20 protein-coding genes are annotated in these 24373 nt (G+C 74.2%); 13 read left to right on the forward strand and 7 right to left on the reverse strand.

Features of this window, described 5'->3' with window-relative positions:
- Window positions 1-1110, reverse strand: a 1110-nt coding sequence (locus NH602_RS10615; protein ID WP_253067729.1) for an AAA family ATPase, incomplete at its 3' end; no start/stop codon positions are given.
- An 84-nt stretch (window positions 1111-1194) separates the two neighbouring features.
- Between NH602_RS10615 and NH602_RS10620 the strand changes: the two genes are divergently transcribed.
- Together NH602_RS10620 and NH602_RS10625 are read left to right on the forward strand one after the other, a co-directional pair.
- The gene (locus NH602_RS10620) at window positions 1195-1941 is read left to right on the forward strand and encodes a flavodoxin family protein (protein ID WP_253067730.1); all 747 of its coding nucleotides are present in this window, start codon (window positions 1195-1197) and stop codon (window positions 1939-1941) included.
- 38 nt (window positions 1942-1979) lie between these two features.
- On the forward strand, window positions 1980-2903 hold the full coding sequence (locus tag NH602_RS10625; protein WP_073575109.1) for a DUF5996 family protein: 924 nt from the start codon (window positions 1980-1982) through the stop codon (window positions 2901-2903).
- Window positions 2904-2978: 75 nt separating this feature from the next.
- On the opposite strand, the gene NH602_RS10630 is transcribed toward NH602_RS10625, so the two are convergent.
- Window positions 2979-4697: an AMP-binding protein gene (locus NH602_RS10630; protein ID WP_253067731.1), complete on the reverse strand. Its 1719-nt coding sequence runs from the start codon at window positions 4695-4697 to the stop codon at window positions 2979-2981.
- 306 nt (window positions 4698-5003) lie between these two features.
- Between NH602_RS10630 and NH602_RS10635 the strand changes: the two genes are divergently transcribed.
- The 5 genes from NH602_RS10635 to NH602_RS10655 are packed head-to-tail and all read left to right on the forward strand — an operon-like array spanning window position 5004 to window position 11960.
- Window positions 5004-6605 carry an acyl-CoA carboxylase subunit beta gene (locus NH602_RS10635; protein WP_179760034.1) on the forward strand — a complete coding sequence of 534 codons (1602 nt, stop codon included), beginning with the start codon at window positions 5004-5006 and terminating at the stop codon, window positions 6603-6605.
- 7 nt (window positions 6606-6612) lie between these two features.
- Window positions 6613-8601 carry a biotin carboxylase N-terminal domain-containing protein gene (locus NH602_RS10640; protein WP_253067732.1) on the forward strand — a complete coding sequence of 663 codons (1989 nt, stop codon included), beginning with the start codon at window positions 6613-6615 and terminating at the stop codon, window positions 8599-8601.
- Between the two features lies 1 nt (window position 8602).
- Complete coding sequence (locus NH602_RS10645; protein ID WP_073575113.1) at window positions 8603-9364, forward strand: enoyl-CoA hydratase/isomerase family protein; 762 nt, start codon at window positions 8603-8605, stop codon at window positions 9362-9364.
- Window positions 9365-9375: 11 nt separating this feature from the next.
- Window positions 9376-10203 carry a TIGR03084 family metal-binding protein gene (locus tag NH602_RS10650; RefSeq protein ID WP_308292830.1) on the forward strand — a complete coding sequence of 276 codons (828 nt, stop codon included), beginning with the start codon at window positions 9376-9378 and terminating at the stop codon, window positions 10201-10203.
- A complete protein-coding gene (locus NH602_RS10655; protein ID WP_253067733.1) occupies window positions 10200-11960 on the forward strand; it encodes an acyclic terpene utilization AtuA family protein in 1761 nt (586 codons plus the stop codon). The genes NH602_RS10650 and NH602_RS10655 overlap by 4 nt, the downstream gene beginning before the upstream one ends.
- 24 nt (window positions 11961-11984) lie before the next feature.
- Here the strand turns inward: NH602_RS10655 and NH602_RS10660 are convergent, their stop codons facing one another.
- Entirely contained in the window at window positions 11985-13499 is a 1515-nt protein-coding gene (locus NH602_RS10660; RefSeq protein ID WP_253067734.1) for a class I adenylate-forming enzyme family protein, read from the reverse strand.
- 223 nt (window positions 13500-13722) lie between these two features.
- On the opposite strand from NH602_RS10660, the gene NH602_RS10665 reads away from it, so the two are divergent.
- Window positions 13723-13959 (forward strand): hypothetical protein, encoded by a 237-nt coding sequence (locus NH602_RS10665; RefSeq protein ID WP_253067735.1) that lies wholly within the window; start codon window positions 13723-13725, stop codon window positions 13957-13959.
- A gap of 21 nt (window positions 13960-13980) precedes the next feature.
- On the opposite strand, the gene NH602_RS10670 is transcribed toward NH602_RS10665, so the two are convergent.
- Window positions 13981-14643, reverse strand: coding sequence for a TetR/AcrR family transcriptional regulator (locus NH602_RS10670; RefSeq protein WP_253067736.1), 663 nt, complete (start codon window positions 14641-14643; stop codon window positions 13981-13983).
- Between the two features lie 209 nt (window positions 14644-14852).
- On the opposite strand from NH602_RS10670, the gene NH602_RS32205 reads away from it, so the two are divergent.
- Window positions 14853-15026: a hypothetical protein gene (locus tag NH602_RS32205; RefSeq protein ID WP_374210153.1), complete on the forward strand. Its 174-nt coding sequence runs from the start codon at window positions 14853-14855 to the stop codon at window positions 15024-15026.
- 171 nt (window positions 15027-15197) lie between these two features.
- Here NH602_RS32205 and NH602_RS10680 read toward each other — a convergent pair whose 3' ends face one another.
- Both NH602_RS10680 and NH602_RS10685 read right to left on the reverse strand, forming a co-directional pair.
- A complete protein-coding gene (locus NH602_RS10680) occupies window positions 15198-17243 on the reverse strand; it encodes a helix-turn-helix transcriptional regulator (protein ID WP_073575119.1) in 2046 nt (681 codons plus the stop codon).
- 46 nt (window positions 17244-17289) lie between these two features.
- Window positions 17290-20058: a LuxR C-terminal-related transcriptional regulator gene (locus NH602_RS10685; protein ID WP_253067738.1), complete on the reverse strand. Its 2769-nt coding sequence runs from the start codon at window positions 20056-20058 to the stop codon at window positions 17290-17292.
- A gap of 394 nt (window positions 20059-20452) precedes the next feature.
- Here NH602_RS10685 and NH602_RS10690 point away from each other — a divergent pair, with 394 nt between their 5' ends.
- From NH602_RS10690 to NH602_RS10705, 4 genes are all read left to right on the forward strand, one after another.
- Window positions 20453-20710 (forward strand): PqqD family protein, encoded by a 258-nt coding sequence (locus NH602_RS10690; protein WP_139282759.1) that lies wholly within the window; start codon window positions 20453-20455, stop codon window positions 20708-20710.
- Window positions 20711-21049: 339 nt separating this feature from the next.
- Window positions 21050-21691, forward strand: a complete 642-nt coding sequence (locus tag NH602_RS10695) for a PAS and helix-turn-helix domain-containing protein (RefSeq protein ID WP_256494371.1) — start codon at window positions 21050-21052, stop codon at window positions 21689-21691.
- Window positions 21692-21731: 40 nt separating this feature from the next.
- Window positions 21732-23312, forward strand: a complete 1581-nt coding sequence (locus NH602_RS10700) for an acyl-CoA carboxylase subunit beta (RefSeq protein WP_073575122.1) — start codon at window positions 21732-21734, stop codon at window positions 23310-23312.
- Window positions 23309-23551, forward strand: coding sequence for an acyl-CoA carboxylase epsilon subunit (locus tag NH602_RS10705; RefSeq protein ID WP_179760043.1), 243 nt, complete (start codon window positions 23309-23311; stop codon window positions 23549-23551). The genes NH602_RS10700 and NH602_RS10705 overlap by 4 nt, the downstream gene beginning before the upstream one ends.
- Before the next feature lie 31 nt (window positions 23552-23582).
- On the opposite strand, the gene NH602_RS10710 is transcribed toward NH602_RS10705, so the two are convergent.
- A partial coding sequence (locus NH602_RS10710; protein WP_253067739.1) for a LuxR C-terminal-related transcriptional regulator occupies window positions 23583-24373 on the reverse strand: 791 nt, incomplete at its 5' end.

Raw genomic sequence — 24373 nt, forward strand, 5'->3', positions numbered from 1 at the left:
CGCGGCGGCCGCCAGGTGCCAGGCGCGGTGCTCGGTGGCCTCGGGCGGCAGCGCCGCGGCCAGCGCGCGGTGCGCGGCCCGGCGGTCCGGGAAGGGGGCGCCATCGTAGAGGGCGGCCGGGACCAGCGGGTGGCGGAACCGGAGGCGGGCGCCCGAGGCCTGCAGCAGCCCGGAATGCAGCGCCTCGTCCCAGGTGGAGGCGTCGACACCCCACCCGGCACCGGCCCGGTCGACGACGTGCCGGTCGCCCCGCCCCTCGGCGGCCGCCAGCAGCAGCAACGCCCGGGTGGCCGGTTTCAGCGCCTCGGCACGGGCGCAGAACGCCTGCCGCAACCGGGGCCCCACCGGCATCGGCTCCCCGGACGCCCCGTCGTCGGCGTCGCGCCCGACGGTGGGCAGCTCCTGCAGCGCGAGCGGGTTGCCCCCCGCCATCGCAACCGTGCCCTCGACGAGGGCCTCGTCGGCGCCGGGGACGGCGGCGGCGACCAGCCGGCGGGCGTCGTCGTCGGGGAGGCCCACGACCTCCAGCGCCGGCACCCCGTCCCAGGGGCCCGGGGACGGGTCCGCGTGGTCGGTCAGGATCACCAGGACCGGCTCGGTCCGTACCCGGCGCGCGAGGAAGCCCAGACAGTGCGCGGTCGCCTCGTCGACCCACTGCGCGTCGTCGACGACGACGAGCACCGGCCGCTCCCGGGCCAGGCCGGAGAGCAGCGACACCACGGCCGCGCCGATGAGGAACCGGTTGGCCGGGTCCCGGCTGATCCCGAACGCGCCGCGCAGCGCGGCGGCCTGCGGGTCCGGGAGCTCGTCGAGCCGGTCCAGCACCGGCCACAGCAGCGCGTGCAGTGCGCCGAAGGCGAGCCCCGTCTCGATCCGGGTACCCCGGGTCCGGAGCACCGTGACCCCGGACGCGGCGTCGACGACGTGGTCGACCAGTGCGGTCTTGCCGATTCCCGGCTCCCCCCACAGCACGAGCGCCGCACCCGCGCCGCCGGCCGCGCGTGCCAGCAACCGTTCCAGCGCCGCGGTCTCGGTACGCCGCCCGAACAGCTCCATGATCCCCCGCAGCCCCGTCCCGCCGGCGACCGTGGCACGGCCGATCCGTCGCACCACCGTAACCACGTCGTCCGGATCGTCCCGGCGACCGATCCGGTGACCGATCCGCCGGGACCGGCCGGACCCGACACTCGCCGGGTGACCCGCCCCGCACCCACCGATGCGTCCGCGCCGTCCGGGAGTCCGGACTTCACCGGGCTCCGTGCGACCTACGTCAACTGCACCCTCAACCGCTCCCCCGGCCGCAGCCACACCCAGGGCGTCATCGACCGCAGCATCGAGATCATGGAGGCGAACGGGGTCGGCGTCGACCGGTTCCGCGCCGTCGACCACGACATCGCGACCGGCGTCCGCCCCGACATGACCGAGCACGGCTGGGACACCGACGCGTGGCCCGCACTGCTCGACCGCGTCCTCGCCGCCGACATCCTCGTCATCGGCGGGCCGATCTGGCTGGGCGACAACAGCTCCGTGACGAAGCGGGTCATCGAGCGCCTGTACGGCCACTCGGGCGTGCTGAACCCCCGCGGCCAGTACGCCTACTACGGCCGCGTCGCCGGGTGCCTGCTCACCGGCAACGAGGACGGCCTCAAGCACTGCGCGATGAACATCCTCTACAGCCTCCAGCACATCGGGTTCACCGTCCCGCCCCAGGCCGACGCCGGCTGGCTCGGCGAGGTCGGCCCCGGCCCGTCCTACCTGGACGAGGGATCCGGCGGTCCGGAGAACGACTTCACCAACCGCAACATCGCGTTCATGACCTACAACCTGATGCACCTCGCTGCGATGATCCGGGGCGCGGGCGGGTTCCCGGCCCACGGCAACCAGCGCACGGCCTGGGACGACGGCACCCACCCCGGGCACACCAACCCCGAGTACCGCTGACGCGGGCGACGGCCGACCCACGCCCACGAGGAGACCCGATGAGCAGCACCACGACGAGCTGGCCGAGCCTGCGCGTGGCGGACTGGACCGCCACCCGCGAGACCCTGCACATGTGGACCCAGATCGTGGGCAAGATCCGCATGGCCCACGCCCCGCTGCTCAACCACTGGTGGCAGGTGACGCTGTACGTGGGCCCGCGCGGGCTGACGACGTCGGCGGTCCCGTTCGGCACCGGGGCCTTCGAGATCGAGCTGGACCTGCTGGGCCACCGGCTCGAGGTCCGCAGCAGCGACGGCGGCGCGCTCGGCTTCGGGCTGGCGCCGATGCCGGTCGCCGAGTTCTACGGCACGGTCCTGGACGTGCTCGACAGGCTCGGGGTCTCCGCGCCGATCCGGCCGCACCCCAACGAGGTCGACCCGGCGATCCCGTTCGCCGAGGACCACACCCACGCCTCCTACGACGCCGAGGCGGCCACCCTGTTCTGGCGGCAGCTGCTGCAGGCGAACCGGGTGATCGGTGAGTTCCGGTCGCACTTCGTCGGCAAGGTCAGCCCGGTGCACTTCTTCTGGGGCGGCATGGACCTGGCCTGCACCCGCTTCTCCGGTCGGACGGCGCCACCGCACCCGGGCGGAGTGCCCAACTGCGGCGACTGGGTCATGGTCGAGGGCTACTCGCGGGAGCTGTCCAGCTGCGGCTTCTGGCCCGGTGGCGGCGAGGAGGGCGCCTTCTACTCCTACGCCTACCCCGCGCCCGACGGCTTCGCCGAGGCCCCGGTCGGCCCCGACGGTGCCTTCTACAGCGCGGACTTCCAGCAGTTCCTGCTGCCCTACGAGATCGCCCGCGCCGCACCGGACCCGGACCGCGCGGTCGCCGAGTTCCTCCGCACGACCTACGGGGCCGCCGCGGACCTCGGGCGCTGGGACCGCTCCGCACTGGAGGACGACCCGCTGCGCTGGGCGTGACCGGTGTGCCGGTCGTCCCGCGGCCCGCCCCGGCGGGGCCGCGGGCCGGCCGCGCCGGGGGCGCAACGTCCGCGCTCAGACCTGCTCGAACAGGGCGCCGTGCCGCGCCCGGAGCCGGTACTTCAGGACCTTCCCGCCCACGGTCTCGGGCAGGCCGTCCACGAACACGACCGCCTTCGGCGTCTCGTACCCGCCCAGCGTCGCCCGGCAGTGCGCGATGATCGACTCCGCGTCGGCCTCCGCGCCCTCCCGCAGCACGACGACCGCCGTGACGGCCTCGCCCCAGCGGGGGTGCGGCAGCCCGATCACCGCCGCCTTCTCCACGGCCGGGTGCCCGTGCAGGACGGACTCCACCCGCAGGCTGGAGACGTTCTCGCCACCGGACTTCACGATGTCCTTGAAGCGGTCCACCATGATCCGCAGACCGTCCTCGTCGACGGATGCGCTGTCCCCGGAGTGGAACCAGCCTCCGCGGAACGCCTCCCGCGTGGCCTCCTCGTTCAGGTAGTAGCCCGCCGTGACGACGGGGCTGCGGTACACCGCCTCGCCCGGGACGTGCGGGGTGTCCCGGACCGACACCCCGGTCTCGTCGACGACGTCGGAGGCGAGGAGCGGGCTCGGGACGCCGACGTAGTTCACCGACGGAGCCGTCCGCGCGTAGACCTCGCTCCACGTGGCGGGCCAGAACCGGTGGCAGGCGATCGCCTCGGTCTGCCCGAAGATGCCCAGCACCACGAGACCGGGGGCCCGGTCCTGCAGCCGCGCGTACACGGCCGGTTCGAGGGCTCCCCAGCCGTACACCAGCACGGTCAGGCTGGACAGGTCCGCGCCCGTCCGCTCCGCCACGGCGTCGATCGCGGCGACGAACTGCGGGGAGCCCGCCCACAGCGCGGTCGGGCGCTCCTCGGCGATCGTGGCCACGAGCTGGTCGGGCAGCGGGCGCCGGCCGAGCACCAGGGAGCCACCGGCCAGGAACGCCGAGAAGGTGAAGATCTGGTCGCCGACGTGGTAGATCATCGGCAGCGCGGTGGCGACCCTGAGGTCGGTCTCCACCCGCAGGCCGCGGGTCAGCGAGACCGTGAAGTTCAGCGCGGCGAGGTGGGTCGACCCGTGCGAGATCATCACGCCCTTGGGCATCGCCGTCGTGCCCGAGGTGTAGAGGATCTCCCAGATGTCGTCCGCGTGGATCTCGACGTCGGGCTCGGTCGTCGGCAGACCGTCGAGGAGACCCCCGAAGCTCGGGCTCCCCGCGACGGGCCCGCCGCCGATCGCGATCGTGGCGCCGACCCGCAGGCCGGTGGCGGTGAACGCCTGCTCGGCCCGCGGCCACAGCTCCGCGTCGACGATGGCCAGGCCCGGCTCGGCCTGTCCAATCAGGTGCTCGAGCACGTCCGGGGCGAGGGCGGGGTTCACCGGTACGGCCACCATGCCCGCCTTCGCGACACCGACCTTGGCCAGGTAGGCCTCGACGGAGTTCTCGCAGAACAGCAGCACCCGCGCGCCCGGCTCCAGCCCCCGGGCCGCGAGGGCGTGGGCGACCTGGCTGGTGATCCCGTCGGCCTCGCGGTAGGTGACGGAGGCGAACCGCTCCTCGCCGTAGGCACCGGGCCGGCCGGTGATCGCGGTCTTCTCGGGGTAGCTCCAGGTCAGACGCTCGAACACGTCCCCGACCGAGGTCCGCTCCCAGCGGTTCACCGCACGCCGTCCGCGCAGGCGCGTGACATCGATCGTCCCGAGCTGTCCCTGCAGGTCCACACCAGCCTCCTTGCCGAGCTCACCTGAGGCGGACAGCATCGCGGCATCACCTGCCGACCACAAGCCCTTAGTCACTCGTCGTTCACAACTTCCCCGGCGCCGGCGCGACGCCGCGGCCGGGCCGCCCACGCGGTTCCGGACGCGCCCGCGCCGGGCCCGGCCGGCGCTGGCGACAGGACTTGCCACCGGCATGGTTAGTGAACGACGATGCACTCGTTGCGGGCGACGACGCCCGGCCGGCCGGATGCGCAGAGGAGTCGATGTGGACGTTCGGGAGAGCTCCGGGCACAGGGACCTCCGGGAACACGGCCCGGGCCCGGCCCGCTCGGACCAGGGGGGACACCCGTGACGACCGTCCTGCGCTCCGCGCTCGACACCTCGGACGAGGTCTACCTCGCCAACCGCGCGCACGCGGAGGCGGTGCTGGCCGAGCTCGACGAGCAGGTCCGGACCGCCATCGCCGGGGGCGGCGAGCGTTACCAGCAGCGCCACCGCGACCGCGGGCGGCTGCTCGTCCGGGAGCGCATCGAGCTGCTCCTCGACCGCGACGCCGCGTTCCTCGAGCTCTCCTCGCTCGCGGCCTGGGGCACCCCGTTCACCGTGGGCGCCTCCATCGTGACCGGGATCGGCGTCGTCTCCGGCGTCGAGTGCATGATCATCGCCCACGACCCCACCGTCCGCGGTGGCGCGATGAACCCGTACTCGCTGCGGAAGACGCTGCGCGCCCTGGAGATCGCGCGCATCAACCGGCTCCCCACGATCAACCTCGTCGAGTCCGGCGGGGCGGACCTGCCCACCCAGTCCGAGCTGTTCGTGCCCGCGGGCAAGATCTTCCACGATCTGACCGAGCTGTCGTCGATGGCGATCCCGACGATCGCGCTCGTCTTCGGCAACTCCACCGCGGGCGGCGCCTACGTGCCCGGCATGTGCGACCACGCCGTGATGGTCGACCAGCAGGCCAAGGTGTTCCTCGGCGGCCCGCCGCTGGTGAAGATGGCCACCGGAGAAGAGTCCGACGACGAGGAGCTCGGCGGCGCCGCGATGCACGCCAGGGTCTCCGGCCTGTGCGACCACTTCGCCGTCGACGAGCGCGACGCCATCCGGATCGGGCGCCGGATCGTCTCCGAACTCAACTGGCGCAAGCTCGGCCCCGGTCCCACGCTGCCCGCCGACGAGCCGGTCCACGACCCCGACGAGCTGCTGGGCATCGCGCCGTCGGACATCAAGGTGCCCTTCGACCCGCGCGAGGTGATCGCCCGCGTGGTCGACGGCTCCCGGTTCGGCGACTACAAGCCGCTATGGGGCACCAGCCTCGTCACCGGCTGGGCGTCGATCCACGGCTACCCCGTGGGCATCCTCGCCAACGCCCGCGGCGTGCTGTTCAGCGAGGAGGCCAAGAAGGCCTCGGAGTTCATCCAGCTGGCGAACCAGACGGACACGCCCCTGATCTTCCTGCAGAACACCACCGGCTACATGGTGGGGAAGAGCTACGAGCAGGGCGGGATCATCAAGGACGGCTCCAAGATGATCAATTCGGTGGCGAACAGCAAGGTCCCGCACATCACGCTGAACCTGGCCGCGTCCTTCGGCGCCGGGAACTACGGCATGTCCGGACGCGCCTACGACCCGCGGCTGATGTTCGCCTGGCCGGGCTCCCGGCTCGCCGTCATGGGCGCCGCGCAGCTCGCCGGCGTGATGTCGATCGTCGCCAGGCAGTCCGCCGCGTCGTCGGGCCGGGAGTTCGACGCCGAGGCCGACGAGCGCAACCGCGCCGCCGTCGAGGCCCAGATCGAGCAGGAGTCGCACGCCTTCTTCGTCACGGCCCGGCTCTACGACGACGGCCTGATCGACCCCCGTGACACCCGCACCGTGCTCGGCATCGCCCTGTCGACCGCGCACTCGAACATCGTCGCCGGCCAGCGTGGCTACGGCGTCTTCCGGATGTGAGTGAGGCATGACCATCCACAAGCTGCTGGTGGCCAACCGCGGGGAGATCGCCGAACGGATCATCCGCTCCGCGCGGGCCCTGGACATCGTCACGGTCGCCGTCCACTCCGACCCGGACACCGACGCCCTGTTCGTCGAGGCCGCCGACGAGGCGGTGCGGCTCCCCGGCGCCGCCCCGTCGGAGACCTACCTGCGCGCCGACCTGATCATCGAGGCCGCGCTGCTCACCGGCGCCGACGCGATCCACCCCGGCTACGGCTTCCTGTCCGAGAACGCGGACTTCGCCCGCGCCTGCGCGGCCGCCGGCATCACGTTCGTGGGCCCGCCGGTCGAGGCCATCGAGGCGATGGGCTCGAAGATCGCGGCGAAGGAGCTGATGGAGAAGGCGGGCGTGCCCGTCCTGCCCGGCGCCACGATCGACGACGCCGCACAGGCCGACGCCGCCGCCGTCTCCGCCCTCGCCGACGGCATCGGCTACCCGCTGCTGGTGAAGGCCGCCTTCGGCGGTGGCGGACGCGGTATGCGCATCGTCCGCTCCGCGTCCGAGGTGGTCGACGCCGTGACCGGGGCCCGGCGCGAGGCCGCGTCGGCCTTCGGCGACGGCACCGTGTTCCTCGAACGGTTCGTCGAGGACCCGCGCCACGTCGAGGTGCAGATCTTCGGCGACACGCACGGCACCGTGGTGCACCTGTTCGAGCGGGAGTGCTCGATCCAGCGCCGATACCAGAAGATCGTGGAGGAGGCCCCCTCCCCCGCCGTCGACGACGCGCTGCGCACCCGTCTCGGGGACGCCGCCGTCGCCGCGGGTGCGGCGATCGGCTACACCGGCGCCGGGACCGTCGAGTTCGTCATGGCGCAGGACGGCGAGTTCTTCTTCCTCGAGGTCAACACCCGTCTGCAGGTCGAGCACCCGGTCACCGAAGAGATCACCGGCCTCGACCTGGTGGCGCTGCAGATCGCGGTCGCCGAGGGCGAGCCGCTGCCCGTGGAGGTCACCGGGGCCACCATCACCGGGCACGCGATCGAGGCCCGGCTCTACGCCGAGGACCCGAGCCGGGACTACCTGCCCGGGTCGGGGACCCTCCACCGGTTCTCCGTGCCCGCCCTGACCGGTGTGCGCGTCGACACCGGTGTGCGGGACGGCTCGGTGGTCGGGACGCACTACGACCCGATGCTGGCCAAGGTGATCGCGCACGGCCGCACCCGCACCGAGGCCGCCCGGAAGCTCGCGCGGGCGCTGTCCGAGGCCGAGATCCACGGCCCGGTCACCAACCGGGACCTGCTCGTCGCCGTCCTGCGCGAGCCGGAGTTCCTGGCCGGGCGGACCGACACCGGCTACCTCACCCGCCATCAGCCCACCGCACTCGTCGGCACCCCGGCGGAGTCCACCCTCGTCGTGCACGCCCTCGTCGCCGCCCTGGCCGACCAGGCGGGCCGCCGGGCGGGCGCCGCGGTCCAGCAGCCGGTGCCGTCGGGCTGGCGGAACGTCCGCAGCGCCTTCCAGCACGCGGAGTACCGGGCCGGCGACACCGACCTCGACGTGACCTACCGGCTCGGCCGCGGCACGCTCGAGGCCGGCGTGAACGGGACCGCGCTCCCGGGCGCGGCCGTGCTCGCCGCCACCGCGGAACGGGTCGACCTGCAGGTCGGCGGTGTGCGGCGCGCCGTGCGGGTGCACCGCGTCGGCGACACCGTCCACGTCGACAGCGCGCTCGGCGCCACCACGCTGACCGAGCGGGCCCGGCTGCCCGAGCCCGGCACCGACGCCGCCCCCGGCTCGCTGCTCGCGCCCATGCCCGGCACCGTCGTCCGGGTCGCGGCCGGGGTCGGGCAGCAGGTCGAGCGGGGTGCGGTCGTCGTGGTGTTCGAGGCCATGAAGATGGAGCACCTGGTGCGCGCCCCGGTCGCCGGCACCGTCGCCGAGCTGGGCGTGCAGGTCGGGGACACCGTGGAGTCCGGCGAGGTCCTCGCCGTCATCGAGGAGGCGCAGGCCTGACATGAGCGACGTGACCTACGAGGTGACCGACGGCGTCGCCTGGCTGACGATCGACCGCCCCGAGGCCCGCAACGCCCTCAGCAGGGCCGTCCGCGAGGGCCTGTTCGACGGCGTCCACCGGTTCAACGCCGACGACACGGCGAAGGTCCTGGTGCTGACCGGCTCCGGGGAGAAGGCGTTCTGCGCGGGCGGCGACCTCAAGGAGATGAACGACGTCGCGCTCCGGGTCCCGCCCCCGGACTTCCTGCCCCAGCTCGGCCGCAACATCGACGTCCCCAAGCCGACGATCGCGGCGGTCAACGGGATCGCCTACGGCGGCGGGTTCCTCCTGGCCCAGCAGTGCGACCTGGTGGTGGCCGCCGAGCACGCCCGCTTCGCGGTGTCCGAGGTCAGGATCGGTCGCGGTTCCCCGTGGGCCGCGCCGCTGTCCTGGCTGGTCCCGCCGCGGGTCGCGATGAAGATCCTGCTCACCGGCGACCCGATCGGCGCGGCCGAGGCGCAGGGCCACGGGCTGGTCAACGACGTGGTGCCCGCCGCCGAGCTGCGCGGGCACACCCAGCGGCTGGCCGAGCGGATCGCGGCCAACGCCCCGCTGTCGGTGCTCGCGGCCAAGCGGACCGTGTACCTGTCGGCGAGCCACACCCGCGCCGAGGCCTACGAGCGTGCCGAGGAGATCTGGGAACCGGTCTACCTGTCGCAGGACGCCCAGGAGGGCCCGCTCTCGTTCCGGGAGAAGCGTGCCCCCGTCTGGCAGGGGGCCTGACCATGGTGACCATGGAGACGGTCCTCGACGACCTGGAGGCCGAGAGCGCGGTCGTCCGCGCGATGGTCGCCGATCTCGACGACGCCGCCATCGGCGGCCCCACGCCGGCCGAGGGCTGGACCGTCCGCGACCAGCTCACCCACCTCGCCTGGTTCGACGAGGCGGCCACCCTCGCGGCGACGGACCCGGCGACCTTCCGCACGCGGGCGGACGGGTTGCAGGAGCTCGGGCCCGGCTTCCCCGACCGGATCGCCGCGGACCACGCGGGTCTGCGGGCCGAGGAGGTCCGGGCCTGGTTCGCCGGGGCCCGCGACGCCCTCGTCAGCACCTTCCGCGGCATCGGGCCGAAGACCCGGCTGCCCTGGTACGGGCCGGACATGAGCGCCCTGTCCTCCGTCACCGCCCGGCTGATGGAGACCTGGGCGCACGGCCAGGACGTCGCCGACGCACTCGGGATGCTCCGGGAGCCGACGGACCGGCTGCGCCACGTCGCCCACCTGGGGGTGCAGACCTTCGGTTTCACCTTCCGCAACAACGGCCGTGAGGTCCCGGAGGCGCCCGTGCGGGTGGAGCTGGTCGCCCCCTCCGGCGCGCTGTGGACCTGGGGCCCGGAGGACGCCGCGGACCGGGTCACCGGCTCCGCCCTGGGCTTCTGCCTGGTCGCGACCCAGCGCAGGCACCCCGACGACACCGACGTGGCCACGACCGGGCCGGTCGCCGCCGACTGGGTCTCGATCGCCCAGACCTTCGCCAACCCGCCCGGCCCCGGCCGCGCCCCCGGCGCCGTCACCGCGGCGTTCCCCGCCCCGACCCGTACCCCCGCAGGAGGGCCCGCATGACCCGCGCACCGGTGCGCATCGGCAACTGCTCCGGCTTCTACGGCGACCGCATCACCGCCGCGCGGGAGATGGTCGAGGGCGGGCCGATCGACGTGCTGACCGGCGACTACCTCGCCGAGCTGACGATGCTGATCCTCTACAAGGCGCGGCGGAAGGACCCGACCGGCGGCTACGCGAAGACCTTCCTCACCCAGGTCGAGCACGTGCTGGGCACCTGCCTGGACCGCGGCATCAGGATCGTGTCGAACGCGGGCGGGCTCAACCCCGCCGGGCTGGCGTCCGACCTCACCGCCCTGGCGCAGCGGCTCGGCCTCGCCCCGCGGATCGCCTACGTGCACGGCGACGACCTGGTCGACCGGCTCGACGACATCCAGGCCGCCGGGCACACCCTGGCCCACCTCGACACCGGCGTCACGCTCGCCGACGCGGGGGTGAACCCGGTGTCCGCCAACGCCTACCTGGGCGCATGGGGCATCACCGAGGCCCTGCGCGCCGATGCGGACGTCGTCGTCACCGGGCGGGTCACCGATGCCTCCGTGGTCGTCGGCCCCGCCGCGTGGTGGCACGGCTGGGAGCGCACCGACTTCGACGCGATCGCCGGCGCCATGGCCGCCGGGCACGTCATCGAGTGCGGCCCGCAGGCCACCGGCGGGAACTACTCCTTCTTCGAGGAGATCACCGACCGCCGCTACCCCGGCTTCCCGATCGCCGAGGTCGCCGCCGACGGGTCCAGCGTGATCACCAAGCACGCGGACACCGGCGGGCTCGTCTCGCCGGGCACCGTCACCGCCCAGCTGCTCTACGAGATCGGCGAACCCGCCTACCTCGGCCCGGACGCCGTGGCGCACTTCGACTCGCTGCAGCTCACGCAGGACGGCGAGCACCGCGTACTGATCTCCGGCACCCGAGGCAGCGCGCCCACCGACCGGCTCAAGGTGGCGCTGAACTACGAGGGCGGCTACCGCAACACCATGACCCTCGTGCTCACCGGCACCCGGATCGAGGAGAAGGCCGCCTGGGCCGAGCAGCAGCTCGTCGAGCTGCTGGGCGGGCGGGAGCGCTTCGCCGAGTTCGACGCGCAGCTGCTGCGCTTCGACCACCCCGACGCCCCCACCAACGCCGAGGCCACCGCCCACCTGCGGGTCACCGTGAAGGATCCCGACCGACGCACGGTCGGGCGGGCCTTCTCCAACACCACGATGGAGCTCGCCCTCGGCGGCTATCCGGGCTTCCACACCACGACGCCGCCCTCGTCCGAGAGCGCCTTCGGCGTCTACTGGCCGTCCCTCGTGCCCGCCTCCGAGGTGGAGCACCGGGTCACGCTGCCCGACGGCACCACGACACCGGTGCCGCACAGCCCGGTCACCGCCGGGGTCCCCGCCCCGGCCGAACCGGTCGTGCCGGCATCCGTGGCGGGGCCCACCCGGCTGCTGCCGCTGGGCGAGATCGCGGCGGCCCGCTCCGGCGACAAGGGCGGGAACGCGAACATCGGGCTCTGGACCCGCACCGACGACGAGTACACGTGGCTGCGCGGCCACCTCACCGTCGAGCGCGTCCGCGAGCTGCTGCCGGAGGCCGCCGGGCTGGAGATCCGCCGCTTCGACCTGCCGAACCTGCGCGCGCTGAACATCGTCGTGATCGGGATCCTGGGGGCGGGCGTCGCCTCCGCCACCCGCCCCGACCCGCAGGCCAAGGGGCTGGGCGAGTACCTGCGCAGCCGCCTCGTCGACATCCCCGTCGCCCTGCTACCCGGCTGACCGTGGCGGCGGCCCCGCGCCGGGTCAGGGGAACATCGCGCGCAGCTCGGGCCGGTCGAGCTTGCCGCTGCCCGTGCGGGGCAGCGCGTCGACGATCTCGATCCGCTTGGGTCCGTGCATCCCCCGCAGGTTCGGGTCGGCGGCGCACCAGGCGGCGATCTGCTCCACGGTGACACCCGGCTTGGTGGGGACGACCACCGCGGTCACCTGCTCGACCCAGCGCTCGTGGGCGGTGCCGATCACCGCGACCTCGGCCAGGTCGGGGTGGGCGGCGAGGTGCTCCTCCACCATCTGCGGGAACACGTTCTCCCCACCCGAGACGATCATGTCGTCGATCCGGTCGACGTAGTACAGGTAGCCGTCCGCGTCCTGCGACATCAGGTCACCGGTGCGGAACCAGCCGTCCGCCGACCACTTCTCCGGGACGTCGATGTTCCAGTACCCCGGGGTGACCGCGTCCCCCCGGACCCAGAGCTCGCCGACACCCTCGTCCCCCGGGCGCAGGTCCGGGCCGCCGCCGACGGGTACGAGCCGCGTGCGCACGATCTGCTCCAGCGGGGTGCCCATCGAGTCCGGACGCCGCACGTCGTCCGGGCCGTAGGTGACCACCAGGCCGTTCTGCTCGGTCTGGCCGTAGATCTCCACGCCCGCGATCCCGGTCCCCGCCTCGAGCCGCTCGATCGCGGCCGTGGGGGTGCGGGAACCGCCGAACATGCAGATCCGGAAGGAGTCGAGCACCACCGGCGACCCCACCGTCCGGTTGCCGACGTCGATCATCATCGTGGAGATCAGGCCACCGAAGGTCGGACGCAGCTCCTGGGCCAGCTCCAGCCACCGCACGACGTCCCAGCGCGGCATGAACGTGATCTGCCCGCCGAGCAGCAGCAACGGCAGGCTCGCCAGCTGCAGGCCGCCGACGTGGAACAGCGGCATGCAGTTCAGCACGTGGTCGGCGGCGGTGAGCCGGTAGCGGCCGATGGCGCCCTCCGCCTCGGCGGCGAGGTTGCGGTGGGTCTGCCGCACGCCCTTCGGCACCCCGGTCGAGCCCGAGGTGTACATGATGCAGGCGTCCTCGCCGTCGAGCCGGGGCAGCACGTCGGCCGCGGGCTCGTGGGCCGCCAGGGCCGCGGCGAACCCGTCGGTCGTCAGCAGCTCCGGGCACTCGTCGCCCAGCAGCGCGGCGACCCGGTCCCGGTCCGCGGCGGGCAGCACGAGCACCCGCAGCCCGGAGTCGCGCACGACGTGGCGGAGCGCCGCGTCGGGGAACATCCGGTTGAGCGGCACGCCGACCGCGCCGGCCTGCCACGTGCCGAGCAGCCCGACCAGGTACTCGGGGCAGTTCGGCAGGAGGAACCCGACCCGCTCCCCCGGCTCGACCCCGGTGTGCCTCAGGTGCGCGGCGAAGCGGGCGCCGCGTTCGGCGTACCCGGCGTAGTCGATCTCCACGTCGTCCAGCCGGAGCGCGACGTCCGCCGGGTGGTCGGCCGCACTGCGGCGCAGGAGCGTGGCGATGTTCATCGGCGGGTCCTCCTCGGCCACGACCGCGCTCCGCGCACCCACGCCGTCGTGAGGTGATCAGCTGTTCACTAGCAGAACCTACCGGGAACGACGCGGCACGTCACGTGCCCCGGTGGGCTCCCCGGCGGTCCGTCACGGGTGCCGCAGGCCCCGGGCGCGTCTGCGCGCGGGGCCGCCGGACCGCTGCGGGTGTGGGGACGCCGCTCCCCGGAAATCGGAGCCGCCCGCGGACGACTGTCGGGGTGTGTGTCCCCCACCGGTCTCCCCGGCCCGCTCGTCGGTCGTCGCGCCGGGGGCGGCCGACGTCGCCCTCGCGCGGGAGCTCGGGGCGGACGTCGTCGGCGGCCTGCGCAACGCCGGGGAGTCGCAGCCGCAGGCGCCCTACCTCGCGCCGTTCCCGGACGGGGTGCTGACGATCGACGAGCTGGAGCCGCTGCCGCTGGAGCGGATCGCGGCGTACGGCCCGGACCGTCGGAGGTGAACGAGCCGAGCCGATGGGGCGCTACGCCTCCGAACCGTCGGACGCCGACGGGACCACCGACGCCTGACCAGCCGTGCCGCGACCGGGCCCGTGCGGCTGCCGCTCGCGGAGCGAACACAGCAGTCCGTGGAAGACGTTCCAGACGGCTTCCCCGTCCCCCGCACGCCCGGACTCGGCCAGCCACAGAGCGGACTCGTTCATCGCGCCGGACAGCAGCCGGGTCAGCGGCTCGACGGGCTGGGACACGATCACCCCGTCATCGACGAGCTGCTGCAGCGACTCCGCCAGATGACGCGCGGAGGTCTGCTCGTCCAACCGGCGCCACTCCGACCAGCCGAGGACGGCGGGCCCGTCGATGAGCATGATCCGCGACAGCTCCGGGTTGTTGGACACCGAGAGGAACGCCCGGCAGCCGGCGACAAACGAGGTCCAGGGGTCCGCACCGGAGGAGACCGATGTGGACACACGGTCGGCCACCTCCGCCTGGACCTGGGCCAGGACCTCGCGGAACAGGCCGATCTTGCCGTCGAAGCTGTGGTAGAGGGCGCCCTTGGTGACGCCCGCGGCGACCACGATCTCGGCCAGTCCGACCGCGCCGTAGCCACGCTGCGCGAACAGCGTCCGCGCCTCGTGGATCAAGGCCTTCCGCGTCTGCTCCCGTTGCCGGATCCGTACTCCGGTCATGGACCCTCCCGAACTCGTGTACCGACGGTAGGTGAATATGCACCTGGCCGGCCCGGCCATCACCCCGGGCCTCGGCGCCACGGCGCAGCAGATGCTGGGCATCATCGACATCCACGGCTTCATGATCGCCGGCCTACTCGGCACGATGGGCAGCCTGGGCGACCGCATCGGGCGCCGGGCGGGACATGGCCATCGGGCTGTGGGTCACGATGTTCCCGGTCGGCAGCGCACTCGGCCCGGTGATCGGTGGCGCACTGCGGCAGGTCTTCCGGTGGGCCTCGGTCTTCCTGATCGCGGTCCCGGTCATGCGCTGCTGCTCGTCGCCGGGCCGCTGCTGGTGGCGGAGTACCGCGCCCCGGAGGCGGACCCGATCGACCTGGTGAGCGTCGCCCTGTCCCTCGAAGCGATCATGCCCGTCGTCCACGGCCTCGAGGAGCCGGCGGTCTGCTGATCTCCGTCGTCGGGCCCCTCGGCGAGAGATCGCTCGGCGACGTCCCGGTACGACGGGGATTCGGAGTGTACGACTCCCAGATCCGGGCGCTTCCGTGCGGCGACTACGGCCGTGGCGCGACCGCCCGGGTCGGAGCATCGACGTCACCCTGCCCACCCGGTCGACAGGTACCGACCCGCAGACCCGGTGCGGATGCCAACCCCTCGCGACCGTCGATCTCCAGTTTGCGGTAGACCCGCGTGAGGTGTCCCTCGACCGCCCGCTGTGACGTCCCCAGCACCGCGGCGATGTCCCGGTTGGTCGCTCCCCCTGCGGCCAGCCGGGCGACACCGAGCTCGGCCGGTGTCAGGGAGGACGAGCCGCCGCGCCGCGGCCGCCCGCCGGCGGCCGCGAGCTCGGTGCGGGCGCGAGCCGCCAGGATCGGAGCGCCGCAGTCGACTGCCAGCTCCAGCCCGTGCCGCAGCAGGGCACGCGCCTCGCCGGCGGCGCCGTGCGCGCGCATCCGCGCGCCCAGGTCCACCGTGCACCGTGCCCGGTCGAGGGCCAGCGGCGAGGCGCCGAGCTCGGCACGGGCCGAATGCAGCGTCGCGAGTCCCCGCTCCCCGCCCTGCACGAGCCCCAGCACCCGTAGCGCCGCACCGCCGTACCCCTCGGGCCCCCACAGCCGGCAGAGCGTGACGTACTCCTCGGCCGCCGCCGTCGCCGCCTCGTGCTCACCGAGCTCGTGGTGGAGCTCGACGGCCCGCCGTCGCCAGTCGAGCACCACCGGGTTGACGATCCCGACAGCCATCAGGCGATGTCCGCACTCCAGCGTCAGCGCGAGCGCCTCGCGGGTCCGCCCGGTCGCCGCGAGAACCGCGGCACGGGCGTCGAGCAGGTAGTTCCACCGCCAGGTCCGGTCGGCGCTGCTCCGGTCGTCGACCGGAGCGAGCAACCGCTCCGCCTCCGCCGTCCGCCCCAGCTCGACCAGGGCCAGTGTCGCCGCGCGGAGCACCATCAACCGGGTCGCACCGGTCAGCACGTCGAGCGAGGCCCGGGCGGCGGCGAGCGCCGCAGGCACCTGCCCGCGCCGCAACAGCAGCATCGCGTCGACCCCACGCAGGAACGCCTCGACGTCCGTCCGGTGCGTGCGGTGGGCGGCGTCGAGGGTCCGTCGACGGACACCGTCGAGACCGGTGGTGGCCTCGGCCCAGCACAGCAGGCCGAGCGCCGCCACCTGCATCGGGTGCAGGTACGCGTCGTCCTCCAGGTCTGCGGGCATCGCCTCGGCGGTCCGGGCAGCCGCCGTCGCGGCGTCGGTGTGCAGGGCCAGCGCGGAGAAGAGCAGGTGGGCGCTGCGCAGCACGTCGGCGCCGGCTCCCGCCCCCAGCTCGCCGGGATCGGTCCGCGCGACCCATTCCCAGACCCGGGCGGCACCCGAGGGGTCCTCGCAGGCGGCGTGCAGCACCAGCGCCTCCAGCCGCTGGCGCAGCTCACGGTCCTGCCCGCTCGTCCCCGTGCCCGCGTCGGCCAGGTCACGCAGGACGTCCTCCAGCAGCGGGGCGAGGTCCACCGCGCCCCCGGGCGACCGGGCGACCGTCCGCGCGAGCAGCTCGGCCCGTTCCCGCGCGCAGGGCAGCAGGGACAGCGCCTCGACCAGGTGGCCGCGGGCCGTCGCCGGGGCGGCGACCCGCTCGACGACGCTGAGGTCCACCAGCAGTGCGGCCCGCCGACGGCCGCCCACCGGCCCGGTCAGCGTGTGCTCCAGCAGACGTCTCGCCCGTACGCGGTCACCGCGCTGCTCCGCGCGGGCGGCCGCGACGTGCAGCAGCTCGACCACGCCCCCGTCCCGGGGCGGCCCGGCCGCCAGGTGGTGGTCGGCCACCCGGTCGAGCGGTGCACCCTCGCTGTCGAGCACCCGGGCGGCGCGGGCGTGCAGTCGGCGGCACCGGTCCGCACCGGCGGCCTCGAGAACGGCGGTGCGGGCCGGATCGTGCCCGCACCGGTGCCCGTCGAGCACCCCCAGCTCCACGAGGCGCTCCGCGGCGTGGGCGGCCGCCACGTCGTCCAGCCCGGCCACCCGGGCGCGAGTGCCGGCATCGGCGTCCGGCTCGAGCACGGCGACGGCCCTGGCCAGCTCGACCACGCCGGGCGGTTCGTGGCGCAGCATCGCGGCCAGCCGGTCCCCGGGCGGCGGTGCGCCGCTCCCCGACTGGTCAGGCGATACGATCGGAACCACTCTCCCGGAGCCGGCGGAGCGCCGCGCGGCCCGGCACCCCCAGCTTGCGGTAGACGCCGGTCAGGTGCTTCTCCACGGCCCGGACGCTGACGGCGAGGTCAGCGGCGATCTCGTGGTTGGTCAGGCCGCGGGAGGCGCGCGTCGCGACCCGTTCCTCGGACCGGGTCAGCGCGGCGGAGGCACGGGAGGTGGGCCGGTGTCCGGGTACGGGCGTCCCGACGGTGTCGTGCAGGCGCGGCGGCGGTCCCGCCGGGTCCCCGGTCCGGGGCGGGAGGTCACCGGGTCCCGGCGGGGCGCGGTGTGCGGTCAGCGCCCTGGTCGCGCGCTCGGCCTCCGACCGGTCCCCCGAGGTCCGCAGGACGATGGTCGCCTGTTCGAGGAGTTCCGCGCCCCGGTCGGTCCCGCCCAGCTGCCCGAGCATCCGCAGGGCCCGGCCCAGCTGTGCCGGTGCCCCCCAGCGGCGTGCCCGCGCCAGCTCCTGCTCGGCGAGTGCCCGGGCCTCGGCCCTGCGGCCGCGCTCGGCCAGGATCTCGACCGCCCACGGACGCCACGGCACGGGAGTGGCGGTCCATCCCGCCTGGTCGAACCGGCGGCCGGCGTCGAGGCAGTACTCCAGCGCGGTCTCCGCGTCGCCGGCCTCGGCGGCCACCCGGGCCCGCAACATCTGCAGGCAGGCCCCGAATCCCGGGGGGACCGACGGCGTCGCGCCGTACCGGGCCAGCACCCGGTCCGCCCCGGGCCCGTGCGGCACCGCGGTCAGCACCGGGGCCAGCACCGTCCCGGGCAGCAGCGAGTCGTCGGCCAGCTCGTCGACCAGCTCGACCGCCGACCGCACCTGCTCGGCGGCCTCCTCGACGCGACCGGAGCACACGAGGACCGCGGCGAGCTCGGCGTGCAGCACCGCCTCGGCCACCGGAGCGCGCTCGGCCCGCGCCTGTTCGAGCGCGACCGACAGCCAGGACGGGAGGTCCTCGACCGCGTCGGCCATGCACAGACAGGTCACCAGCATCCCGACCGTGCTGTGGACGTGGTCCGACGACGCCGGCTCACGGGCCAGGACCGCCCGGCAGGCGGCGGCCACCACGCTCGCCGGCCGGTGTCCGCCGACGGCGGCGGAGTGCAGCAGGACGCAGGCGAGCTCCCGCTCCCCCGGGGTCCGGATCGGTAGCCCGTCCGGGAGTGCCTCGAGTTCGTCGAGCCGGGCCGCGGCGGCGGACAGTCCGGCACGGGTGTGCTTGTCGACGTAGTGCAGACGGGCCTCGACCCGGAGGGCGAGCTCGCGGGTCTCTGTGTCCCCGGTGCCCCCGTACCGGCCCAGCTCCTCGGCCACCCCCCGCAGCAGCGCGATCACCGGCGGCGCGGCGCCCTCCAGCGCGAGCGGGGTCACCCGGCACAACGCCGCGGCCCGTTCCCGCAGCGACCCGAGCAACGGCACTGCCTGGACGATCCGGCGCAGGGCGAGCCCGGTGTCGCGCGAGCGCTCGAGGCCCGCCAGGTCGACCAGCACGGCGGCCCGCCCCGGCTCGTCCGGTCCGGCGAGCAGGGCGTGTCGCAGATAGCGGACGGCGGTCCACGACTCTCCGCGCCGCACCGCGGTCCCCGCCGCGTCGCGGAGCGCCTCGACCGTCCAGGCCGGAGCCGCCCCGCCGGCCGTGAGAAGGTGCGCGGCGATCCGGTCGGACGGCGCGCCCGCGTCCCGCAGCATCCGGGCGGCACGCAGGTGCAGATCGCGGCGCTGGTGCGAGGACTGGACGACTCCGAGAGCGGCGCCGACGAGGCCGTGGCGCAGCCGGTGGCCCTCGGGCCCGGTGAGCCCCATGCTGCGGGTGACAGCACCGGCCACGGCGAGATCGGTCGCGTCCAGCTCGGCGAGCCGGGCCAGCATCACGTCGTCGGCCTTCTCCCCCGCGACGGCGACCGCAGCGAGGTACCGGCGCTCGGTGGCGGGCAGCCGTCGCACGGCGTGGGCGAACCGGTCCCGCAGCCGTGCCGGCGCGGCGCCGGCCACCCGGCGCGCCGGCGGCTCCGTGGTGCACTGCGGCCGGGCAGCGAGCTCCTCCAGCACGCAGGTGAGGTGGAGCGGGTTCCCCTCCGTGGCCGCGGACAGCGCGGCCACGAGCTCCGGGGTCGCGTCCCGCCCGAGTGCCGCCAGGGCCGTCACCGAGATCGCCTCGTCCGAGAGGGGACCGAGCGGCCGCACCGCGTCGGCCACCGCCGCGAGCTCCGTCGGGAGTCCCCCGGTGGCGCCGCCGTGTCGGGCACCGCCGTCGTGTCCGGCATCGCCGTCGAGCACCGTGAGGACCACCGCCACGCGCAGGCAGGCCCGCGGGCAGCACAGGCGGGCCAGCCAGCGCAGCGACCGGGCGTCACAGCGGGCCGCGTCGTCGACGAGCAGGAGCACCGGTGCGACCGCCGCGCGACCGGCGAGTGCGGCGGAGAGGGCGCCGGTGTCGTCCCCGTCGGGCTCTCCGCAGGGGGGCGACGGGCCGGGACCGCCGCACGCGGCGAGCAGTTCGCGCGCGGTGCCCAGCGGGATGCCACCCTCCTCGTCGGTGCCCCCGGCTCGCGCGACCTGCATCCCGCGGGCGGCGCCCCGGCGCGCGCACTCCTCGAGCAGTGCGGTGCGCCCGATGCCGATCGGGCCGGTGAACACGAGCAGGCTCGCCGTGCCGCCGACGGCCCGAGCGAGCGCGCCGTCGACCTCCGCCAGGTCGCCGGCGCGGCCGAGCAGCACCGGACGGGGCATCAGCGACGGCCCCGCAGTCGGACGACGGGCTCGCGGAGCACCGCGCGGTCCGCCCGACGGACGGCTCCCCAGGCTGGGCCCCCGACACTCATACGACCTCCGTCCGACGGACGTGCACGCGATTCGGTGATCATTTTACCCCGGTGCGTCGTGGAACGGAGCACCACCACGGAATTCGTCGGGAAACACCCAGTTCCTCCTCCATGGACCTGCCCGGGTTCGATCCACGCAGTGGATACTGGTGGTATCCGGGCGACATCGGCGGCATAGTCCTCCCTCGATGACGATCGGGGACGGCCAACATGAACGCATCATGTCGGGAATGCGACGGACCGGCGACGTGGCCGGTCCCGGACTCGTGGGCCGAGCCCGTCCGACACCGAGGGGGATCGACGTGGAACCCGTTCCGGGACTGACCGTCCGGGTGCTCGACACCGGCTGGATGGAGCTGGGCCATCCGAGCCGGTGCGACCGCCTGCTGTGCGACGAGGTCGGCACCGCCATGTGGCTCGCGCTGTGCCGGACGGCGTGGAACCTCGGCGACGCGGCCGCCCACCTGGCCGACCTCTGGGACACCGACCCCTGGGCGATGCGGGACATGATGGACGACTGGCTGGACGACCTGCGCGAAGCCGGCCTCGTCCGGTACTGACGCGACGCCCGGTGCCGCCGGAGCGGTCGTTGCGGCATCGCACGGACGGGCACCCCGGTTGTCCCGCGGACGTCGCGCGCACCCGTGCGAACCACGGCCGGGACCAGCAGAACCCCAGCACCCACACCCCACACCGTAGTGATCTAGATCACATACCGCACCACACCCCACCGAACCCCCGCACTCCGGCGGCCACAGTGTTAAGCGCTTACGCTCCGCTGCCGTTGACCCCTGTCGAGCGGCCCCCATACGGTCGAATCGGTTATCGAGAACGGCTACCGCGACTGTCCGGTCCGCTCCCGGAACAGCGTGTTCCGTTGAACTTCGGGGAGTTATTCGATGCGAGTCCTGCCCTATGACGGCGACACCACCGAGCGCATTTCCCAGGAATCCATCAGTGCCTGCATGGTATCGCTCGACCGAGGCCTGCGCGTCGTCGCGGCGAACCAGGAGATGTTCCGCCGGATGTGCGACATCGGTTTCGGCGACGTGTGCGGATCGGCGTTCTGCGACCTCCTCGACGGAAGCATCCGTACCCGTGTCCGGCACCAGATGGAACGGTTGCTGGACGGTCAGCAGCCCCGTTTCCAGGAGCGGTCGGTCGCGATCGCCGGGGCCGGCTCGTCGCTGCGGGGCGACCTGATGGCGACCGCGATCGCGCGGAACGCGGGCCGGGTCGAGGGGGTCGTCGTCGTCCTGCGTACCGGGGACGCCGAGCCGTCCACGGCCTGGAGCGGACCACGCCGGATCCTGTCGGACATGGACGCCAAGATCCTGGAGGGGGTCGCCTCCGGTGCCTCCACCGTGCAGCTGGCCTCCACCCTGTTCCTCAGCCGCGGCGGCGTCGAGTACCACGTGACCGCCCTGCTCCGGAAGATGCGGGTCAAGAACCGGCCTGCGCTGATCTCCAAGGCCTACTCGATGGGTTTCTTCGAGCTGGGTTCGTGGCCGCCCCAGGTCGTGCCCGATCACGTGAAGTGACTGCTCGACCCGACGACGTCCCGAGGCGAGAGGTGAGAACATGACCGCCACCGACGACATCCGGACGACCGCGGACCTGCGGTCGCGGGTGGCCGAGCTGCACGCGGCCCGCGAGCAGATCCGCTCCGGCCCGTCCACCGCCGCGACCGAGCAGCAGCACGCCCGCGGCAAGCTGACCGTGCACGAGCGCCTCGCGATGCTGCTCGACGAGGGCAGCTTCCGTGAGATCGAGCAGTTCCGCAGGCACCGCGCCACCGGCTTCGGCCTGGAGGACCGCCGTCCGCACACCGACGGCGTCGTGACCGGCTGGGGCACCATCGACGGCCGCACCGTGTTCGTCTACGCCCACGACTTCCGGATCTTCGGCGGTTCGCTCGGCGAGGCGCACGCCACGAAGATCCACAAGGTGATGGATCTGGCGGAGTCCGCCGGCGCACCGTTGATCAGCCTGAGCGACGGCGCGGGCGCCCGGATCCAGGAGGGCGTCACCGCGCTGGCCGGCTACGGCGGCATCTTCCGCCGCAACGTGCGGGCCTCCGGCGTCGTCCCGCAGATCAGCGTCATGCTCGGCCCGTGTGCCGGGGGCGCGACCTACTCGCCCGCCCTCACCGACTACGTGTTCATGGTCCGCGACATCGCCCAGATGTACATCACCGGACCGGACGTGGTGTCCGCCGTGACCGGTGAGGAGATCACGCACGAGGAACTCGGCGGCGCCGAGGTGCACGCCACGGAGTCGGGGGCGGGCGCCTTCGTCTACGACGACGAGGAGTCCTGCTTCGCCGACGTGCGGCACCTCGTGTCGCTGCTGCCGTCGAACAACCGCGAGCAGCCGCCCGTGGCCCCCACCGCCGACCCACCGGACCGGGCCACCCCGTCGCTGCTCGACATCGTCCCGGCCGACACCACCCGCGCCTACGACATGCGGGACGTGATCGCCGAGGTGGTCGACGACGGCGACCTGTTCGAGGTGCACGCCAACTGGGCCACCAACATCGTGTGCGGTCTGGCCCGGCTCGACGGGCACACGGTCGGGATCGTGGCGAACCAGCCGGCCTCGCTGGCCGGGGTGCTCGACATCCACGCCTCGGAGAAGGCGGCCCGGTTCGTCTCCACCTGTGACTCGTTCAGCATCCCGCTGGTCACCCTCGTCGACGTGCCGGGTTTCCTGCCCGGCGGCGACCAGGAGCGCGGGGGGATCATCCGGCACGGCGCCAAGCTGCTCTACGCCTACTGCGCCGCCACCGTCCCGCGGGTCCAGCTCATCCTGCGCAAGGCCTACGGTGGCGCCTACATCGTCATGGACTCGCGCTCGATCGGAGCGGACCTGTCCCTCGCCTGGCCGACCAACGAGATCGCGGTGATGGGCGCCGAGGCCGCGGCCAACGTCGTCTTCCGGCGCGAGATCGCCGCCGCGCCCGACCCCGAGATCGCCCGAGCCCAGCGGATCAAGCAGTACCGCAACGACCTCATGCATCCCTACTACGCCGCCGAGGCCGGTCTCGTCGACGACGTGATCGACCCCTCCGACACGCGCGCGGTCCTCGTCGACGCGCTGTCGATGCTGCGTGCCAAGCGCGCCGAGCTGCCGGTCCGCAAGCACGGCAACCCGCCGACGTGACCACCGCGGCGGGCCCCGGACCGCGGATCCTGATCACCGGGGGCAACCCGACCCCGGCCGAGGTGGCCGCCGTGACCGTGGCGCTGTGCACCCTGGCCGGACGGGGCCGGGTCGCCGCGGCACCCCACCGGCACCGGCGGGCCGCGTCCTGGCCGGGCGCGGACGGCTACCGGGCCCCGACGAGCTGGTCCGGCCAGGGCGGGTATCAGGCGCCCGCGAGCTGGACCGCGCGCACGTGACGAGCGCCGCCCCCGGCACCGGGAGCGGCGGTCAGTCCGCCCCCCGAAGCGCACTGCGCCCGCTGACCCCGAGCTTGCGGTAGGCGCTGGTCAGCCGTTTCTCCACGGCCCGGCGGCTGACCCCCAGCTCCTCGGCGATCATCTTGTTGGTCGCCCCGCCGACCACCCGGTCCACCACCTGCCGCTCGGCATCGGTCAGGGCGTCGACGACGAGCCACGCTGCGGACTCCTCCCCGTCGTCGCCGGTACCGGCCGCCGGCTCGACCGTCGGTACCGGCGTCGCGGTGTCCGGGTCCCCGGCCCCGGCCTCCTCGATGCGGCGCAGACCCCGGCGCAGCAGCGCCTCGCCCTCGGGGGCGCCCGTGCCGGCGAGGTGCCGCCCCAGCGCGATCTCGGCGCGACCGAGCGCGGCCGTGTCCGCCGAGTCCCTGAGCACCTCGACGGCCTCCCTCAGCTGGGTCGCGCCCGCGGCCCCGCCGACGAGCGAGCCCCGCACCCGCAGGGCACGCCCGAGTGCGGCGGGGGCGCCCCACGCCCGCGCCAGTGCCAGCTCCTCGTCGGCCCATTCCAGCGCGGCCCCCGTCGCACCACGCCGGCGCAGCAGCCGGGCCGCCCAGCTCCGCCACGGGAACAGGGCCGGGTTGGACCAGCCGAGGTGCTCCAGGTGTCGCCCGCAGTCGAGCAGGCACTCCAGCGCCAGGTCCTGCCGGTCCGCACGCAGCGCGCCGGCCGCGCGCACGAGCTGGTGGGTCGCGTGCGCGACCAGACCACCGCCGGGCGGCCGCCCGGCGGGCTCCGGGCCGAGTGCCGGCGCCCGGGCCT

It is taken from the genome of Pseudonocardia sp. McavD-2-B, assembly GCF_024124365.1.
GTDB classification, from domain to species: Bacteria; Actinomycetota; Actinomycetes; order Mycobacteriales; family Pseudonocardiaceae; genus Pseudonocardia; species Pseudonocardia alni.